Origin of the sequence: Pseudoalteromonas sp. c7(2019), from assembly GCF_011378625.1 — a bacterium.
Taxonomy (GTDB): Bacteria; Pseudomonadota; Gammaproteobacteria; order Enterobacterales; family Alteromonadaceae; genus Pseudoalteromonas; species Pseudoalteromonas arctica.
Genome location: NZ_WTKS01000004.1, coordinates 315,503 through 334,511, shown reverse-complemented (window position 1 = coordinate 334,511; position 19,009 = coordinate 315,503). Strand labels below are relative to the sequence as shown.

The 19,009-nt window shown below is 39.3% G+C and carries 18 protein-coding genes and 1 pseudogene; 14 read left to right on the top strand and 5 right to left on the bottom strand.

Going from position 1 to position 19,009, the window contains the following annotated elements; genetic code table 11:
- The first annotated feature begins 156 nt into the window (after window positions 1-156).
- The gene (locus tag GQR38_RS06965) at window positions 157-837 is read left to right on the top strand and encodes a tRNA-uridine aminocarboxypropyltransferase (protein ID WP_024590630.1); all 681 of its coding nucleotides are present in this window, start codon (window positions 157-159) and stop codon (window positions 835-837) included.
- Window positions 838-847: 10 nt separating this feature from the next.
- Here GQR38_RS06965 and GQR38_RS06960 read toward each other — a convergent pair whose 3' ends face one another.
- Entirely contained in the window at window positions 848-1,363 is a 516-nt protein-coding gene (locus GQR38_RS06960; RefSeq protein WP_007586114.1) for a hypothetical protein, read from the bottom strand.
- 937 nt (window positions 1,364-2,300) lie between these two features.
- Between GQR38_RS06960 and GQR38_RS06955 the strand changes: the two genes are divergently transcribed.
- The 4 genes from GQR38_RS06955 to GQR38_RS06940 are packed head-to-tail and all read left to right on the top strand — an operon-like array spanning window position 2,301 to window position 6,934.
- On the top strand, window positions 2,301-3,305 hold the full coding sequence (locus tag GQR38_RS06955; protein WP_024590632.1) for a Fe(3+) ABC transporter substrate-binding protein: 1,005 nt from the start codon (window positions 2,301-2,303) through the stop codon (window positions 3,303-3,305).
- Window positions 3,305-4,936, top strand: coding sequence for an iron ABC transporter permease (locus GQR38_RS06950; protein ID WP_101215993.1), 1,632 nt, complete (start codon window positions 3,305-3,307; stop codon window positions 4,934-4,936). Before GQR38_RS06955 ends, GQR38_RS06950 begins: the two co-directional genes overlap by 1 nt.
- A complete protein-coding gene (locus GQR38_RS06945; RefSeq protein ID WP_165722157.1) occupies window positions 4,937-5,986 on the top strand; it encodes an ABC transporter ATP-binding protein in 1,050 nt (349 codons plus the stop codon).
- 48 nt (window positions 5,987-6,034) lie between these two features.
- A complete protein-coding gene (locus GQR38_RS06940) occupies window positions 6,035-6,934 on the top strand; it encodes a Dyp-type peroxidase (protein WP_024590635.1) in 900 nt (299 codons plus the stop codon).
- Between the two features lie 7 nt (window positions 6,935-6,941).
- Here GQR38_RS06940 and argR read toward each other — a convergent pair whose 3' ends face one another.
- Window positions 6,942-7,409 (bottom strand): transcriptional regulator ArgR, encoded by a 468-nt coding sequence (gene argR, locus GQR38_RS06935; RefSeq protein WP_002957753.1) that lies wholly within the window; start codon window positions 7,407-7,409, stop codon window positions 6,942-6,944.
- Window positions 7,410-7,634: 225 nt separating this feature from the next.
- Here argR and mdh point away from each other — a divergent pair, with 225 nt between their 5' ends.
- Complete coding sequence (mdh, locus tag GQR38_RS06930) at window positions 7,635-8,567, top strand: malate dehydrogenase (protein WP_007586102.1); 933 nt, start codon at window positions 7,635-7,637, stop codon at window positions 8,565-8,567.
- An 86-nt stretch (window positions 8,568-8,653) separates the two neighbouring features.
- On the opposite strand, the gene ispB is transcribed toward mdh, so the two are convergent.
- Window positions 8,654-9,625 (bottom strand): octaprenyl diphosphate synthase, encoded by a 972-nt coding sequence (gene ispB / locus GQR38_RS06925; protein WP_165722156.1) that lies wholly within the window; start codon window positions 9,623-9,625, stop codon window positions 8,654-8,656.
- A gap of 422 nt (window positions 9,626-10,047) precedes the next feature.
- Here ispB and rplU point away from each other — a divergent pair, with 422 nt between their 5' ends.
- From rplU to GQR38_RS06890, 7 genes are all read left to right on the top strand, one after another.
- On the top strand, window positions 10,048-10,359 hold the full coding sequence (rplU, locus tag GQR38_RS06920; protein WP_002957748.1) for a 50S ribosomal protein L21: 312 nt from the start codon (window positions 10,048-10,050) through the stop codon (window positions 10,357-10,359).
- Window positions 10,360-10,375: 16 nt separating this feature from the next.
- Window positions 10,376-10,633 (top strand): 50S ribosomal protein L27, encoded by a 258-nt coding sequence (gene rpmA / locus GQR38_RS06915; protein WP_002957747.1) that lies wholly within the window; start codon window positions 10,376-10,378, stop codon window positions 10,631-10,633.
- 140 nt (window positions 10,634-10,773) lie between these two features.
- The gene (cgtA, locus tag GQR38_RS06910) at window positions 10,774-11,931 is read left to right on the top strand and encodes an Obg family GTPase CgtA (RefSeq protein WP_007586086.1); all 1,158 of its coding nucleotides are present in this window, start codon (window positions 10,774-10,776) and stop codon (window positions 11,929-11,931) included.
- Between the two features lie 73 nt (window positions 11,932-12,004).
- The gene (folA, locus tag GQR38_RS06905; RefSeq protein WP_165722155.1) at window positions 12,005-12,496 is read left to right on the top strand and encodes a type 3 dihydrofolate reductase; all 492 of its coding nucleotides are present in this window, start codon (window positions 12,005-12,007) and stop codon (window positions 12,494-12,496) included.
- A 78-nt stretch (window positions 12,497-12,574) separates the two neighbouring features.
- On the top strand, window positions 12,575-12,952 hold the full coding sequence (locus tag GQR38_RS06900) for a DUF3718 domain-containing protein (RefSeq protein ID WP_007586082.1): 378 nt from the start codon (window positions 12,575-12,577) through the stop codon (window positions 12,950-12,952).
- Between the two features lie 294 nt (window positions 12,953-13,246).
- Window positions 13,247-14,131 carry a UTP--glucose-1-phosphate uridylyltransferase GalU gene (gene galU, locus GQR38_RS06895; protein ID WP_165722154.1) on the top strand — a complete coding sequence of 295 codons (885 nt, stop codon included), beginning with the start codon at window positions 13,247-13,249 and terminating at the stop codon, window positions 14,129-14,131.
- A 130-nt stretch (window positions 14,132-14,261) separates the two neighbouring features.
- Window positions 14,262-14,735, top strand: coding sequence for a peroxiredoxin (locus GQR38_RS06890; RefSeq protein WP_165722153.1), 474 nt, complete (start codon window positions 14,262-14,264; stop codon window positions 14,733-14,735).
- 104 nt (window positions 14,736-14,839) lie between these two features.
- Here GQR38_RS06890 and GQR38_RS06885 read toward each other — a convergent pair whose 3' ends face one another.
- A complete protein-coding gene (locus GQR38_RS06885) occupies window positions 14,840-16,966 on the bottom strand; it encodes a S8 family peptidase (protein ID WP_165722152.1) in 2,127 nt (708 codons plus the stop codon).
- Between the two features lie 328 nt (window positions 16,967-17,294).
- On the opposite strand from GQR38_RS06885, the gene GQR38_RS06880 reads away from it, so the two are divergent.
- Window positions 17,295-18,479 carry an NAD(P)/FAD-dependent oxidoreductase gene (locus GQR38_RS06880; protein ID WP_165722151.1) on the top strand — a complete coding sequence of 395 codons (1,185 nt, stop codon included), beginning with the start codon at window positions 17,295-17,297 and terminating at the stop codon, window positions 18,477-18,479.
- On the opposite strand, the pseudogene GQR38_RS06875 reads toward GQR38_RS06880, so the two are convergent.
- Window positions 18,434-18,910, bottom strand: a pseudogene (locus GQR38_RS06875) (GGDEF domain-containing protein). The gene GQR38_RS06880 and the pseudogene GQR38_RS06875 sit on opposite strands and share 46 nt — an antisense overlap.
- Window positions 18,911-19,009: the final 99 nt, after the last annotated feature.

Here is a 19,009-nt window from a genome sequence, read left to right as displayed (position 1 = left end):
AATTAAAAACTTGCGCGAGGTAAACTCCGCATACGGGTTTTTATTACTTTGTTGATGCCTAACCTGAGCGCTAGAATATCCATCTCACAGCCCTTACATATCTATTATCACCAAATATAGCTACAATGCGCGCTTAATTAATTGAAGGTAAATACAGTGAAAAACTCAGTTTTAGCATTACGCGCTCAACAAATAAGTGAATCCCGTCGAGAGTTTAATGCTCGAGGCGGTAAATTAGATCGCTGTGAGCAATGCTTAATAGCTAAGCACTACTGTATTTGTAAAGGTGTTGAGCATGCAGATTGTAAAGCAGCTGTGTGCTTATTAATGTATCACAATGAAAGTTTTAAACCTTCTAATACTGGGCGCTTAATTGCTGAAATAGTGCCAGATAACCACGCATTTAGATGGGATAGAACAGACCCTAACCCCGCTCTTTTAGCTTTGATAAGCGATTCACAATATCAGCCAATGGTAGTATTCCCTGCTGAAGATGTAGAAGAGGGCAGGGCCATTACCGAAATAAGTATTGAAGAGGGTAAAAAACCGCTATTTATATTTTTAGATGGTACCTGGCGTGAAGCTAAAAAAATGATTCGCAAAAGCCCATACTTAGATAACTTGCCTGTACTTTCTGTTACTGCTGATAAACTATCTGATTACCGATTACGTGTTGCCCCTCATGCGCATCAACTAGGCACTGCTGAAGTGGCTATTATGGTGCTAGCGCTTGCGGGAGAAATGGATGCATCTTCTAAATTAGAACAGCATTTTATTAAGTTTCGTGATGCGTATTTGCTTGGTAAGCGCAATAAAGGCCGACCGCTAGAAGAGTAGTTTTACGCAGTTAAGCGAAAGCTTGCTGCTCTTTTAAGTGAGCAAGTGCTTTATTTTGAATTGCTCTGAAGCCTTCTTCAGATGTTAATTGTAAAACCGTATTATATAATTGGCTTACGCTATTGTGAGCCTGAATAAACGAGGTGCAGTCCTCACCAATCATATCCTTAGCCTCTTCGACTCGCTTTAAAAAGTAACAGCTAATATCGGTTTTTCCCTTAAAGTGAGTAGTCGCAATAGCGTTTGCTATTCTATTAAGCTGATAACTAAATTCATCAGGTCGAGAACCCTCACCCCATTTACTAATAGAAATATCGCTTTCTAACTGGATAATTACGTTAAGTATGTTTTTAAACTCACTCATTGGCATATTTAAAAAGTTATAACCTTTGGGGCTAAATAAAGCTTTATACGGATTTTCGTTGGGAGTTTGGGCACTAAAAACACCAATTGGTTTTGCTGTACTTGCGTCTGATACTTTACATAAAAAGGTATTGCTTTGCGGCATTTTAAAATTCATATCCATTGAGTATTTATGATCCTTGCGTTACTTAGTTATCGGCGCAATTAATGAAAAACTTAGCGAAATTTAAAATATTAATAAAGTATTTGAAGGTATTAATATTGATTAGCTTGGATGCAGTATTACCCTGCAAAAGTTAGTGGTAGTTGCTTAGAGCTTTACTAAACCCAAATTTTAGGCAAAGAAAAGCGCGCTCTATCTCTAGGCGCGCTTGCGGAATCTTCTAATTTTCTGCATCCTGCAATTGAACTTAATCAACTCCAATTTTTACTAATCCATGTTTATTACTATATTACTTTTTAGTTCTATGTAATGTAGACCATCCGGGCCTGTATCCTTAAATTCCTAAACATCCTGTAGGGTAAATACTATTACCAAATCCTTAATTACACTTCCTAGTGTATCCCTATTTTAACCAATCCATTGTGTTGCCTTAAAGGCCTGTCCATTTATTCCTTAAACATCCTGTTAAACAACTTAGCCGTGTTGTTATCCTTTTCGCATCTTCCTGACGCTGTCCTTTTTACAACATTGCGTTGTGATACTCATCCTGAGCCTGTCCTAAAATCCGTGTTGTCCTGGTAACCTAATCATTGGTTGGTTGAGTAAGCAGTCCATTTCCTTTTACTCAATAAGCGTCATTGCTTGGTTGATGCGTAAATTATAGTGCAATAGAGCAACTAAAATAGGGATAAAACTACATTCAATTAGTATTTACGCAATAGTAATAATGTGAAAGCTCAATTAATACAGGTGCTTAGGTTGTTTTTGTGTGTTTTTTATCTTGATTTTTACTCATTAGCTGTCACATCCGTGAGACATCTCTTACGCTGCATTTCCTTTTTGGGCGTTATTTACATATTTACATTTATTTAAAGTGTGCACTTTTTGAATGAGCGCGGTAGAATTCGATGATAATAACAATTATTTAGGTGAAATAATGAAGACAGTATTTACACTTGTTTTAGGATTAGCAGCATCGGCACCAGCCTTTGCAAGTGACGTTGTTAATATCTATTCTTTTCGTCAGCCGTTTTTGATTCAGCCAATTTTAGAAGATTTTACAAAACAAACGGGAATAAAAACCAATGTTGTTTTTGCTAAAAAAGGGTTAATTGAGCGTGTTAAACGTGAAGGTAAACATAGTAAAGCCGATTTAGTATTAACCTCTAATTTTAGTGCGCTTATTCAATTAGAAGATTTAAAATTAACACAAACTATAAAAAGTGACAGTGTAAATAATAACGTGCCTGCAGCTTTTCGTGACGGTGATGGCCAATGGGTCGCGCTTACTAAGCGAGTTCGTAATGTGTATTCATCAAAAGAGCGAATTGGTGCGTTACCTAAGCTCACTTATGAAGATTTAGCAGATCCTAAATACAAAGGACAAATTTGTACGCGTTCTGGCAAACATCCATATAACTTAGGTTTAGTGGCTTCTATGATTGCACACCATGGTGAAGCGCAAACCAAAGAGTGGCTTGAAGGTGTTAAGGCTAATTTAGCACGTAAACCTCAAGGTAACGATCGTGCTCAAGTTAAAGCCGTTAAAGAAGGTTTATGTAACTTGGCATTAGGTAATAGTTACTACCTTGGTAAAATGCTAGAAGATAAAGAGCAAAAAGGTTGGGCAGAGGCCGTAAATATTAACTTTCCGAATCAAACTAATCGTGGCTCACACATAAATGTTTCGGGTGCGGTTATTACCAAATATGCTAAAAACCCTGAAAATGCATTAAAGCTCATAGAGTATATGACCGACAGCAAAGCACAAAACATGTATGCCTCATTAAATATGGAGTATCCAGTTAAGTCGGGTGTTGAACTATCAAGTTTGGTTGCCTCTTGGGGGAGTTTTAAAGAAGACAGCTTGCCACTTGATGAGATTAGTAAATATCGTCCGTTAGCGCTTAAGCTAATTGATGAGGTGAAGTTCGATCTTTAATGACTAATAAATTTAAGCTGTCTAAATGGCAGCTCTTTGCGTGGTCGACTGGCTTAATTCTATCGGCCCCGTTGTTTTTTCTTCTTTTTGAATCTCTACAAGGTAGCTCTGAGGTGTTTTCCCACCTGTGGGATACCGTGCTTTGGGATTACATAACCAATACCGTATTGCTTGTTTTAGGTGTTTGCGTCCTTAGCTGCGCCATAGCTTTGCCACTTGGATGGCTAACGGCTTACTGTAGTTTCCCGGGTAAAAAACAGTTTGAATGGGCACTTATGCTGCCCCTTGCTATGCCCACCTATATTATTGCCTATGTATACACTGATTTATTAGATTATGCGGGCCCGGTGCAAATAGCGCTGAGAGAATGGTTTGGTTGGCAATCGCCTAATGACTATTGGTTTTTTGATATACGTACATTACCCGGCGCCATCGTTATGATTGCCTTGGTGCTTTATCCGTATTTATTTTTGATTTTTAAAACGGCTCTTCGCGAGCAGTCATTCAAATTAGTACAAGCTAGCCAGTTAATGGGGTTATCTCCTTGGCAAAGTTTCTTTAAAGTAAGCTTAGTGCTCTCTCGTGGGGCTATTGTCGCGGCTCTTGCGCTTATAAGTATGGAAACCATGGCTGACTTTGCAACAGTGAGTTATTTTGCCGTAAGTACATTAACTACGGCTGTGTACGATACGTGGTTTGGTTATTACTCACTTACAGCGGCAGCTAAAATATCGGGTGTGATGTTATTACTGTTATTTTTAGCATTAATGGCAGAGCGCTTTAGTCGTCGTAACCAAGCTGTATTTGAGCGCCAATCAAGTGTAAATAGTGAATCTCTCTATGTATTAAAAGGAAAGTCAGCTTGGCTCGCAACGGCATTTTGTAGCTTTATTTTACTTATCGCGTTTGTAACTCCTATTGCAGTACTCATAAATTACGCCATTACTTACTTTGATAAAGCATGGAATGTAGAGTTTTTTAGTTACGCTTGGCAAAGTTTAAAAGTGGCAGGGGTTGTGAGCCTAATAACGATTACGTTGAGTATTTTTGTCGTTTTTTATCAGCGTGTGGCAAAGCAAACGTATCCGCTTATTCCTGGGCGTTTAGCAAGCACAGGATATGCGTTGCCTGGCACAGTACTCGCTATTGCGGTTTTGTTACCCCTTACATTATTAGAGAACACCATTAACACAGCGCTCGAGCCGTATAATTTAGATATTGGCTTGCTGCTTACAGGTAGCATTCTTACTATTATTATTGCTTATATTGTTCGATTTTACGCCATTGCACACGGAGCAATTGAGTCGAGTTTTTTACGTATTAGCCCATCACTTGATATGGCAAGCCAATCAATGGGTAAAAGCCAAGGACAAACACTGCGTTTAGTGCACCTACCTTTACTGCGAAGAGGATTGCTTACTGCTGCGTTATTGGTATTTATTGAGTGCATGAAAGAACTGCCGGCTGCGCTATTGCTCAGACCGTTTAATTTTGAAAGCTTAGCTACTCATGTATTTCAGTATGTGAGTGACGAGCAGTTAGAGCTTGCTTCAATATCGGCATTATTTATTGTTATTGTTGGGTTTATTCCTTTGTATTTTATTAATCGTTCTATGGAGCAGCGTAGTTAAATGAGTAGTTTAATTTTACAAGGAGTGAGCTATCACTATAACGGCACAAAGGTTATTCACGATTTAGATTTAACAGTAGGTAAAGACGAAATTGTTTGTCTACTCGGAGCGAGTGGGTGCGGCAAAACGACCACGTTAAAAGCGATTGCAGGTTTAATTGAAGCTAAGCAAGGGTCTATTTTTATAGACGGTAAATTAGTGAGTGATGAGCAATCGTTTGTCTCGCCTGAGCACCGTAACATCGGCATGATGTTTCAAGATTATGCATTGTTTCCGCATTTAACGGTAGCAAATAATATCGCATTCGGGCTTAGTAAAATGAGTAAAGCTCAAAAGCAGCAACGCGTTGATGAAATGCTTAAGCTGGTACATTTAATTGGCTGTGCTGACAGGTTCCCGCATCAGTTATCGGGTGGTCAACAGCAGCGTGTAGCTATTGCTCGTGCATTAGCTTATAAGCCTAGTTTATTGCTACTTGATGAGCCCTTTTCAAATATCGACACACAAGTACGCTTTGAATTAATTGCCGATATACGTCGAATTATTAAGGCAACTCAAGTGTCTGCTGTGTTTGTTACACATTCAAAAGAAGAGGCGTTTGCGTTTTCAGATACACTTGCCATTATGCATCGCGGTAAAATTGAGCAACAAGGCACGCCCGAGCAGCTTTTTGCAGCTCCATGTTCAAAGGAGGTTGCAGAGTTTCTGGGTCAAGGCATATACTTGAGCGCAGAAGTATTAACAGCAACTGAATACAAAACACCATTTGGTTTAGTCGAATCTTATATTGAGAGTAAGCAAAACGTAAGCGTAGGGCTTATATATGTGCGCCCTCATCAAATAGAATTAGTGGCAGATAACCAAAGTGACAAACTCAGCAAGCGAGCTACAATCATAAGTCGTCGCTTTATTGGTTCGGCGTATGTTTATTCACTTGTTATTGATAAACAAGAAATTGAAGTTGCTGCACAATATGGCCAGTCATTTGAAAATAATGAACAGGTTATAATAAAAATAAAACCTCACACGGTGAATTTTTTCGAATCTTAATTAATTTGTTATTCGCTGTGTTTTTATCTGTAAAACTAAGGAATAACAATGGCGCAAGCGCAATCAGGGATTTGTGCTGAAGCAAACTTACACGGTTTGCACTTATTTTTTAATGTGTTTGATGGTCAAGATGAATCACTTCGCGCAAAGTTAAAACAAGTAAGCGCTATTGAAGAAGAATTTAGCGATCAATTTTCAGAATCAATGCTCTCTTGCATGGTTGCTATTGGTGCGCAATATTGGCCGCATATCCTCCCTGAATACATCCCAAGCGAATTACAGAGCTTTCCTAATATAAACCATAGCGATCATCAAATGAGCGTACAACCGTGCGATTTATTTGTGCAAATTCGCTCTGACCGTGAAGACGTTAACCATTTATTTGCGCTGCAAATTTTAAAACTATTTGCTCCCGATGTTGAGCTGGTGGAGCAAATTCGTAATTTTCGCTTTTTAGATGGTCGTGATTTTAATGGTTTTATTTATGGTGGCGATACAGCTCATGGAAGAAAAAAGCGCGCTACGGCTTTAATTAGTAACCCTGGCAATTTTGAAGATCAGGGGAGTTATATTCATGTACAGCGCTATAAGCATGACTTAACTATGTGGCAGCACTTATCATTGAGCGAGCAAGAACAAATAATGGGACGTACGCGCCTTGATAACACGCTAATTACCCCTGCGATCGAAACCAGTCATGCTTCACGTAGCGAACTAAAAGACGAAGACGGACAACCGCTATTATTAAATCAGAGCATGCCTTATGGCGATGTGTATGAGCAGGGAATGTTATCAATTACATGCTCTTGTACGGGCACCGCATTTGAAAAAGTACTTAATAGTCGTTTAGGGGAAGGGGATTGTTACGACCACTGGCTTGATTTTACTCAAGCCGATATGGGTTCTGCTTTCTTTGCGCCTTCAGTCGGGTTTTTAAAACAAATTTAGTTTGCTATTAAACCGTATCAAATAAAATGCGAACACGTTCAAGTGTTACATCTATTTCAGATATTTTAGCAGGAGCGATAAAAATAGTATCGTCGCCTGCAATTGTTCCTAGTACGCCATCTGCTTTACCTAATGAATCTAATAAACGAGCGATAAGCTGAGCGGCGCCTGGACTGGTACGAATAATGATCATCATTTCGTTGTGCATAATATCGATTACTAATTGGCGTAATGGGCTTTTAGCCGTAGGTACACCCATTTCAGCAGGTAAGCAGTAAACCATTTCTTGTTTGGCGTTACGTGTGCGTACAGCACCAAATTTACTTAACATGCGCGATACTTTACTTTGGCTTATATTGTCAAAGCCTTGATCTTTTAATGCATCAACTATTTCGCCTTGAGAGCCAAAATTTTCTTCTTTTAATAGTGATTTAAATGCTTTTACCAGTGCTTCTTGTTTATCTTGTGGTTGCATAGTCTTTATTCGTTTTTGTTATTTATGCCGCAAATTCTACACAAAAATGAATAATTATGCAGCAGTTGTTTAGTTAACTTGCCAGTTTGATGCGTTAAATCACAAAAGTTTACGACTATGGTCGAAAATATACTTGAAATAGACAGGATAAATTTGTTTTTAGTCGCTAATTTCATTATCTTAAGAGCCACAAATGTTTCCTACCTCAAATTACGGAGAATTCCAATGAAAGTTGCTGTATTAGGTGCTGCAGGCGGTATCGGCCAAGCGTTGTCTTTATTATTAAAAACAGGCTTACCAGCTGGCTCTGAATTATCACTTTATGATGTTGCACCAGTAGTACCAGGTGTTGCGGTTGACCTTTCTCACATCCCAACAGATGTTAAAGTAGCAGGCTTTGGCGCAGACGAATTAAACAAAGCGCTTGAAGGCTCTGACATCGTTCTTATCCCAGCGGGTATGCCACGTAAACCAGGTATGGATCGTGCTGATTTATTTAATGTAAATGCTGGTATCATCAAAACTTTAGCAGAAGGCATTGTTGCTAGCTGTCCTAAAGCGTTAGTAGGTATTATTACTAACCCAGTAAATGGCACAGTTCCAATCGTTGCTGAAGTATTCAAAAAAGCAGGTACTTACGACGCTAAACGCGTATTCGGTATTACTACGCTTGACGTTATTCGTTCAGAAGCATTTGTTGCTGAACTTAAAGGCGTAGACGTAGCAACTGTTAAAGTACCAGTAATTGGTGGTCACTCAGGCACAACTATTCTTCCTCTACTTTCTCAAGTTGAAGGTGTTTCTTTCACTGATGAAGAAGTTGCTGCACTTACTCCACGTATCCAAAATGCGGGTACTGAAGTTGTAAATGCTAAAGCAGGCGGTGGTTCAGCTACGCTATCTATGGGTGCTGCTGCAGCTCGTTTTTGTATGTCTTTAGTTAAAGGCCTACAAGGTGAAGAAGTTGTAGATTACGCTTACGTTGCTGTTGAAAATGGCGATGCAGAGTACTTTGCACATCCAGTACGTTTAGGTAAAAACGGCGTAGAAGAAATTCTTTCTTACGGCGAACTAAGCGCATTTGAAACAAAAGCAAAAAATGACATGCTTGAAACACTGAAAAAAGACATCAAAGAAGGTGTTGATTTCATGGCGTAATAGCCAAAGTAGAATAACAAAAAAGCCTGCATTTGCAGGCTTTTTTATTGCTCAGAATTAATTTCACACTGTGTAACTAGTTAAAACTAGTGGTCGCGGTCAACCGCAATACGAGCAAGGCTTATGAGCGCTTGCTTATAGTCAGACTCAGCTAAAAAGTCTAAACACGCAATAGCTTTGTCAGCTTCAAGCTCTGCTTTTTGCATTGTAAATTCAAGCGCATTAGTTTGCTTTAGTGCCGATAGAATTTCTTCTAAATGCTCCATACCATTACTGTGCTCTATTGCATCACGAATAAGCTGCGTTTGCTGCTCGCTACCATGTTGCATAGCATAAATAAGTGGAAGCGTTGGTTTGCCTTCAGCTAAATCATCACCAATGTTTTTACCCAACTGCTCAGCATCTGCATTGTAATCGAGTACATCGTCTACTAGCTGAAACGCAGTACCTAAATGCATACCATATAGGTTTAGTGCATCGAGAGTAGTTTGGTCTTGCTCAGTAATAATGGCAGCAAGGCCTGTCGCTGCTTCAAACAACTTAGCTGTTTTAGAGTAAATAACCTGCATATAACTGGCTTCGGTCGTATCTGGGTCGTTGCAGTTCATTAACTGCAATACTTCACCTTCAGCAATAATGTTTGTTGCATCGGCAAGTACTTGCATAATCTGCATTTTTCCAAGACCAACCATAAGCTGAAATGAACGAGTGTAAATAAAGTCACCAACCAATACGCTAGCAGCATTACCAAATTCAGCATTTGCTGTAGGCGTGCCACGTCGTAAGTTTGATTCATCTACAACATCATCATGCAATAGCGTTGCTGTATGAATAAACTCAACAATTGTTGCAAGTGTTATGTGATCTTTACCCTGATAACCGAGCGCTTTGGCTGCTAAAATCGCCAGCATTGGACGAACGCGTTTGCCGCCACTGCTAACTATATATAAACCAAGCTGATTAACTAACGCCACATCTGAGCGCATTTGCGCATGTATAAGTTGATTGACGTCATTCATATCGCTTTCGATTAACGCCTGGATAGCTTTTATATCCATTGATCTCCGAGCCAATTTTTATGTGTGAACGGCGCAGATTGTACAACAAAAAATGCACTAGCTCGATATTTTGTGACGATTGATTGAAAAAACACTATTAAAGTACTTAATTTAGACTGAATTAGCCAAGATAACTGATTAATTGATAATCAATATACAGTTTGTGGTGTGCTTAGATATTAAGCTGTGAGGGTCATATTTGAGTACATTAATTTATTTCGACTAAGAGTTAAAAAGCGCTTGGCAAAAGGGCTAATTAATATAAAATGGGGTAAATATTGAATTGCTCTCAAAGCAGCTACTTTTTATTCATTTTAATTACAAAATAGGCTTGCTAGTTATTTCGCGTTAGCGTAAACTTCGCGCCCTATCGAAGAATATTTTAGTTGCGCCGATTTGAGGGTGCACAGACGGAGTTAATTATGTACGCGGTTTTCCAAAGTGGTGGTAAACAGCATCGTGTGACTGAAGGTCAAACGATTCGTCTTGAAAAATTAGACGTTGAAACTGGTGCGGCAGTAGAATTTGATTCAGTACTTTTAGTTGCTGATGGTGAGAAAATCGAGATCGGTGTACCGTTCGTAAACGGTGGCAAGATAACAGCTGAGGTTGTTTCACATGGTCGCGGTGAGAAGATTAAGGTTGTTAAATTTAGACGCCGTAAGCATTCTCGTAAGCAAATGGGCCATCGTCAATGGTTCACTGAAGTTAAAATCACTAGCATTAGCGCTTAATTAGAGGTACTTAGAAATGGCACATAAAAAAGCAGCTGGTAGTACTCGTAACGGTCGCGATTCAGAAAGCAAACGCCTAGGTGTTAAGCGTTTTGGTGGCGAATCAGTTCTAGCGGGTAGCATCATTGTTCGTCAGCGTGGAACTCGTTTCCACCCTGGTACTAACGTAGGTATCGGTAAAGACCACACTATCTTCGCAAAAGCAGATGGTAAAGTTCAGTTTGAACAAAAAGGTCCTTTAAACCGTAAATACGTAACTATCGTAACTGAGTAATCAGTAAGGTAGTTAAAAACCCCGCCTTTGCGGGGTTTTTTGTTTTGTAGTCAGTCAAAATATATACCCAAGCCTGCATTTGTGTTGGCTTGGGTATATAATAGAGTTATTAAACAAGCCAATCCCTAAAGTGAGTAATCATGAAGTTTGTAGATGAAGTAGAAATTCGCGCAGAAGCTGGAGACGGTGGCAGCGGCATCGTGTCTTTCCGTCGTGAAAAATATGTTCCAGATGGTGGACCAGACGGCGGTGACGGTGGAGACGGTGGTAGTGTTTATCTACAAGCTGATGAAAACTTAAATACCCTAATTGATTATCAGTTTGAGCGCTTTCATAGAGCTGAACGTGGTACTAACGGTCGTAGCCGTAACTGTACAGGCCGAAAAGCCGATGACTTATTTGTTATGGTGCCTGTAGGCACGCGCATCATGGATGTTGATACCCAAGAGGGACTTGGTGACTTAACTCAAGATGGTCAACGAATTTTGGTTGCAAAAGGTGGTTTCCACGGCTTGGGGAATGCACGTTTTAAATCAAGTACTAACCGAGCACCTCGTCAAAAAACATTGGGCACACCCGGTGAAGTACGTAACTTAAAGTTAGAGTTACTATTATTAGCTGATGTAGGCTTACTAGGATTACCAAATGCAGGTAAATCTACGTTTATCCGTAGTGTATCTGCAGCAAGACCAAAAGTAGCTGATTATCCATTCACGACGCTTATTCCTAATTTAGGTGTGGTACGTCCAGAAGCAAATAAATCATTTGTTATAGCCGATATTCCGGGTCTAATTGAAGGTGCATCTGATGGTGCAGGCCTAGGTATTCGCTTCTTGAAGCATTTAGAGCGTTGTCGTGTGTTATTGCACATTATTGATGTAATGCCGGTAGATGGTTCAAACCCTGTTGATAATGCATTCTCGATTATTAACGAGCTACACCAATACAGTCCTAAATTAGCTGAAAAACCACGCTGGTTAGTGTTTAATAAAATAGATTTATTACCAGAAGATGAAGCAAAAGCGCTATGCGAAGCGATTGCAGAAGAGCTGGGCGAAACTGAAAATATTTATCACATTTCAGCAATTAATAAACTTAATACTCAACCTTTAATCCACAACATAATGACACTACTTGATAGCATGCCTAAAGAGAAGTTTGTACAAGTTGAAGATGAAGAAGTTGAATTCAAGTGGGATACCTATCATGAAAAAGCCACTAAAGGTAAAGGCAATGATGATGATTGGGACGACTGGGATGAAGATGATTACGACGTAGAAGTTGTCTACGAGCGTTAATTAAATAGAATTTATTAAAAAGGAGCTTATGCTCCTTTTTCTTTGTTTAAGAATAAAGTACTAGGTGTTTATTATGATAATTTCAATGATTGCAGCAATGGCAAATAACCGTGTAATTGGCCTAGATAATAAAATGCCATGGCATTTACCTGCGGATCTTCAGCATTTTAAAAAAGTAACTACGGGTAAACCTGTGATCATGGGTCGTAAAACTTTTGAGTCAATAGGCCGTCCTTTACCTGGGCGTCGTAATATTATTATTACTCGAAACAGCGAATATACTGCAGAGGGTATTGAAGTGGTAACTACACCAGAGGCCGCACTAGAACTAGTTTGTGCTGTTGAAGAAGTAATGATTATTGGTGGCGGTAATATTTATGAGCAATTTTTACCAAAAGCAGAACGCTTGTATTTAACCTTTATTGATTTAGATATTAAAGGCGATACACAGTTTCCTGATTACAATAAAGTTGCTAATTGGGACGTGAAAGAAGAGCAAGAAAACCTCCCTGATGAAAAAAACAAATCTAGTTATAAATTCGTAACTTTGTATAAAGTACATTAACATTATTGCGTAATTTTTGATAGATTGATATAATATTTGATAGTCTATATAAGAACAAAGTATTATAAAGGGTTTGTCATGTTTAAATTACCAAAGCTAGTTGCACTTACTGCTGTTGTCGCTGTAAGTTCTTTTTCGTATACAGCACCTGCAAATGCTGAAGATCAATTAGCAGTATCTATTTGTGAATATATTGCGGCAGACGATAAAAACCGATTACGCAGCAAGCTTAAAAGCTCTCGTGTAAAAATTCGTAATATTTATGATGCAGTACAATGTAATGGTAATAACTTATTACGCCATGCTGTTGCTAGTAATGCAGTGGATACTGGTGAGTATATAGTTAAAAACTTATCAAAAAGTGCGTTAACAGATGGTGCTGATATTGCTTGGGCTGAAGGCAACTTTGCTAGCTCACCACTTATTGCAGTGATTAAAGATCGCGCTGGTCTTTAATTATAAAAAGGTTTTATAACTCTACCTTCAGTAAGGTATTGTTAAATATTGATTAGTCTGAAGTTGTTATTAATAACAATCTCAGGCTTTTTTATTTAGCTAATGTAATCTCACCCCCCCAACAAAATCATTAATAAGTTCACTATTTACCTATCTATTTTATATTCCCAAAGTGTAGAGTCTTCATTTTAAAAGCAGCTTCAAATTTACTTCTTCAAAAGAGGTAACTTTATTCAGCTGGTATCTATTTTGTATCTGCTAGTTTATTTACAAACTTAATCACTAAGGATAGATATGAAAGCTGTAATTCCAGTAGCAGGCTTAGGGACGAGAATGCTCCCTATGACAAAAGCTATTCCAAAAGAAATGCTCCCTATAGTTGATAAACCTCTAATTCAATATATTGTCAGCGAATGTGTATCTGCCGGTATTAAAGATATTGTATTAGTTACACACAGCTCTAAAAATGCAATCGAAAACCATTTTGATACAAGTTACGAGCTAGAAGCTACTCTTGAAAAACGTGTTAAACGTGCTTTATTAGATGAGATTCGCTCTATTTGTCCGCCTGATGTCACCATTATGAGTGTACGCCAAGGTGAAGCTAAAGGGCTAGGGCATGCTATTTTGTGTGCTAAGCCAATAGTTGGTGACGATAACTTTGTAGTGCTCCTGCCAGATGTGATACTTGATGCTTATACAGCGGACCAAAAAACTGAAAACTTAGCGGCTATGATTAAACGCTTTAAAGAAACTCAAGCAAGCCAAATAATGCTTGAGCCGGTAGCTAAAGAAGACGTTAGTAAATATGGTATTGCTGATATAAACGGTGTTGAGTTAATGCCAGGTAAAAGTGCTGCAATTAAAGCAATGGTTGAAAAACCTGATGCAGATTTAGCACCTTCAAATCTTGCTGTTGTAGGGCGATATGTACTGAGTAAGAATATTTGGCCTCTACTCGCAAAAACGTCTGTAGGTGCTGGCGGTGAAATACAACTTACAGATTCTATTGACGCATTAATGGCACAAGAAACCGTAGAAGCATTTCATATGAGTGGTCGTTCTCACGATTGTGGAGATAAGTTAGGCTACTTAAAAGCAATTGTTGAGTACAGTCTACGAGATGAAAAGCTAGGTAATGATTTTTCAAGTTTTATAAACGATTTGAATTTACCTTAATACAGCGCGTATTCTTCGTTCTATGGTAGGCTGTTTTGAGCTACTAAGTTAGCCTTACTTTTTATACATAGAAGTAGGCTACGTAGTACGATTATTACTTATTCTGTATTAATTTTTTCAAGGAATTACCATGATTGAGCAAGGCCAAGAATTACCAGCAGTTACGTTAACGCAATTAACTGACGACGGTATGCAATCTCTTACAAATAAAGAGTTGTTTGAAGGTAAAAAAGTCGTGTTATTTGCAGTACCTGGTGCGTTTACACCAACGTGTTCAAATGCCCATTTACCTGAATTTATTTCCCTTGCTGATAAAATTAAAGCAAAAGGTGTTGATGCTATTTACTGTGTATCTGTTAATGATGCATTCGTTATGAAAGCATGGGGCGACTCGCAAAACGCGCAAGAAATTACCATGCTTGCTGATGGCGATGGAAGTTTCACTAAATCGTTAGGGCTTGATAAAGATACCGCTAGTTTTGGTGGTTTACGCTCAACGCGTTACGCTATGGTTATTGAAAATGAAGTAGTAACTGGTTTATTTGTAGAGCAAGACAAAGAGTTTGTTGTAAGCCGTGCAGAATCAGTACTAGAGAAGCTATAACAGTAATAAAGTGTAGGTTTTAGCTTTAATTAATCAGCTACTTACTATTTAAAAACCGATGTTGGAAACAACATCGGTTTTTTATTTACGGCTCAAATTTTAAATTACGGTTGGTATTGTCCGCTAAGTGTTAAACCAGAGAAAGTGCTATAAGCGTTAACGCTTAAGTGCCAAGTACCTGCTTGTGGATTGGTAAATGTACATGTTTCTGCGTTGCCATTTTTATAAGGGCGACAATCGTACGTAGTGGTTGTTGGTTGGCTGCCATATTTTACAAATAAGTCTGCATCGCCACTTCCACCCGACGTTTTTACTGCAAACGTACTCATTCCTGCAGGTACATCTAACGTGTAATGTTTCCACTGACCGGTATTGGCTGTCACATCGCTTATAGTGCCGCCGCCAGCTTGTGGAGTGCCTGTACCGCCACCAGACGATGAACCACCAGTAATATTACCTACCAAGCTCACAGCTGAATACGCAGAGTAGCCGTTAAGCATTACGTGGTAAGTTCCCGCAGTAGGGTTATCAATAGAACACTCTTCGCTATTACCGCCTTTATAAGGGCGACAGTCATAGGTAGTAGTTGTAGGTTTACTGCCCGCACGTACGTATAAATCAGCATCACCAGTACCACCACTCATAGTGAACGTGACGTTAGTTGCACCGCTTGGTACGGTCATAGTGTAAAACGCTTGTGCATTTGCAGCCCCACTTAAACCTGTTTTAGCTTCACCATTAATAAGCTCGCTATCACCGCCTGTAGGCGGAGTAGTGCCGCCACTTGCTGCTGCAACAGCTGCGGCTGCATCAACAATACCCGTACCACAGCTAGTACATGTAGCAGGGAATGAACGGGTTGTTGATTTTAAAATACTTTCTATTTCGTCAGGCGTTGCATCTGGTTTTGCTTGCTTAATAAGTGCCGCAACACCTGCTACGTGAGGCGCAGCCATTGATGTACCTTGCGAATAACCGTAGCTGTCGCTTGAAGGTGTAGACGAACCTGAATTGTAAGTTGATAGAACACCTTCAGAGTCGTTTGCAAAACTTTGCGCGCCACCCGGTGCTGCAACATCAATATTGCTACCGTAGTTTGAGTAATAAGCTCGACCGCCATTACGACCTACTGATGCTACGTTTACTACACCATTGCAGTTACCTGGGTTGTAGTTTGCTGAGTTATCGTTATCGTTACCTGCAGCAATAACTACCACAGTGCCGTTACTACGTGCTGTGTTAATTGCATTTTGAGTTGTCGAGCTACATGAACCGCTGCCACCTAAACTCATATTTATTACATCTGCAGGGTTTGAGTTAGCAGGAATGCCTGAAACACTTCCGCCAGATGCCCAAATAATACCATCTGCAATATCAGAGGTTAAACCACCACACTTACCAAGTACACGAACAGGCACTACTTTTGCGTTATAAGCTACGCCTGCAACACCTTCGCCGTTATTGGTTACCGCAGCAACTGTGCCGGCTACGTGCGTGCCGTGCCAGCTAGAGTTTTGTGCACCGTTAGTGCCACATTCATTCGCAGCAACTGCATCACCAGGATCACGTGCATCGCTATCGCGACCACCGCCATCGTTAGCTACTGATAGGTTAGAGATCATATCGTAACCCGGTAAAATGTTAGCATTTAAATCGGCATGTGGGCGGTAACCCGTATCTAGTACAGCTACAACTACACCGCTACCCGTTGCGGTATCCCATGCAGTAGGTAAGTTTAAACCACCGGCTTGCTCGTAGTAGTGCCATTGGTCATCAAAGCGTGGATCGTTAGGAGTTGAAAACGGCTTTAACATTTGATCCACTTCAATGTATTCAACATTGCCAGAATCAACCATTTCTTGCATAAACTCTTGGGCTTCTGCTGTACTTAATTTTTTATCAGCACGCATTACGTGGTGGTTATTAAGTGCCATTGCACGAATATATTTTGCTTTTACTTTGCCTTTTTTAGAAGCGAAGTTTTTAACAAAGCTTTGTGCGCGCTTTTTCATGCTAGACGGGCTTGCGTCAGCAGTTGAAAAGCTCGCCATTTCGTTATTATTTTTATATTTAATAATGAACTGAGTTTCGAAACTGCCTTGGCTTTGTAGTTTAGCCGATGTTTCAGCCATTGAACTTGAAACTGATTGAGCCATGCCAGATGTTGCTGCAAAAAGCGTACTAACTGTAATTGCAATTGCGCATCTTTTAAAAGTTTTACTAGTTGTCATAATTATCCCTAGATTTTTATTTATTATTTCGTGATATAAGATCACGATGCGGGAACAAAAGTAAACGATCTGTTAACCAGGTTAAAATATCAATTTATTATGTACCTCTTTCATTTAGTTATAACCCAGGTTTTTAGCGGTTTACTCGTTGTTTAGTATTTGTCATATAAATTAAAAATAAGTATAAAGGGTTGTTTTATTGTGAGGGTAATTATTCCCTACTTATTACTGATGTGTTTTTGTTGTGTTATTACTAATAATTCAAATGCTGCGTTGTTAGCTATTAAACTTTGCTATAATCGAGCAAATTTTTTAATGAGATAAATAAATGACCCAAGTAGATGTAATTGTAATAGGTGCGGGAGCAGCAGGATTAATGTGTGCAGCGCAAGCTGGATACCGTGGCCGAAGCGTTACAGTACTTGATATGGGGAAAAAACCAGGTCGTAAAATTTTAATAAGTGGTGGTGGGCGTTGCAATTTTACAAATGAAAATGCAACCCCGGATAACTACTTATGCACAAACTCTCATTTTGTTAAATCATGCTTAAGTCGTTATACACAGCATGACTTTATTGAGCTGGTGGACAGACATGGCTTGGCGTATCACCATAAAACACTAGGCCAGCTTTTTTGCGATAACAATGCACAAGACATTGTTGATATTTTACTAACCGAATGTGAGTGGGCCGGAGTAAATATAAAGCTACGCAGTGAAGTGATCAGCGTATCAAAAACCGAAACCGGCTATAGCGTTACCACAGAGCAAGAAACCTTAACCTGTGAGTCGTTAGTTATAGCATCAGGTGGCTTAACTATGCCAAAACTAGGGGCTACACCAATAGGCTATAAAATTGCAGAGCAGTTTGGCTTAAGCGTGTTACCAACTATGGCAGCACTTGTACCATTTACTTTGCACCAGCACGATAAAGAGCGTTTTGAAGGGCTCTCGGGAATTAGTATCCCTTGTGAAGTTTCAAGCGAAGACGGCACTGTATTTAAAGAAAATATCCTCTTTACTCACCGAGGGTTATCGGGCCCTGCAATATTGCAAATAAGCTCATTTTGGCGAGCAGGGCAGGCTGTAACTATAAACCTATTACCTGAAATTGATTTAAGGCAGCAACTTGCTGATTGGCGAGAAACGCAAGCCCAAAAGTCGTTAAAAAACAGCCTTTCGACTATTTTGCCTAAACGCTTTATAGAAATACTGCACGAAAGCAAAGCGATACCAGATTGTAATATTAATCAGCTTACACATGCCCAAATAGATGAGTTAGTAAATTACATTCATGCGTGGCAAATTAAACCCAATGGCACAGAAGGTTATAGAACAGCAGAAGTAACATTGGGCGGTGTAGATACCGACGAGTTGAGCTCAAAAACCTTTGAAGCTAAAAAAGCTAAAGGCCTATACTTTATAGGCGAAGTAACTGACGTAACGGGTTGGTTAGGGGGCTACAATTTTCAGTATGCTTGGAGCTGTGGATTTGCTTGTGGGCAGTATGCATAGGCGTTATGTGTAGAGACAATAAAGTTAAGGGGTGAAGCGTTCACCCCAAGGTTACAAACTTTATTATCGCTACAACAGACTAAATTACGGCCATTATTTTTAGCTTCGTATAGTGCTTTATCAGCCCGTTCCAATATATTTAGTACAGTATCACCCGTTTGAATAGGGGCTAAACCTATACTGATAGTAAGAGATATATTTGCAATTGGATGAGTGCCCACATACTCTTTTAGCTCATTGGCTTGTGCCATCGCATCGGTTATGGAGGTGCCTGATAAAATAACAGTAAACTCTACACCTCCCCATCGTGCAATTAGAGAGCTATTTGGCATTTAATTTTTTAGTATATTGGTAAATTCACTTAAAACGCTATTACCTACTAAACGACCATAGATATCGTTAATGTTTTTAAAGTTATCTATATCGTAAATAAGTAAGTAGTTAGAGATTTTTGGAATTGTATTTTTAAAAATGGGCTAACACTTAAGAAAAAAACCGCCAAACTGGCGGTTAAAAGGTCTACACAATAC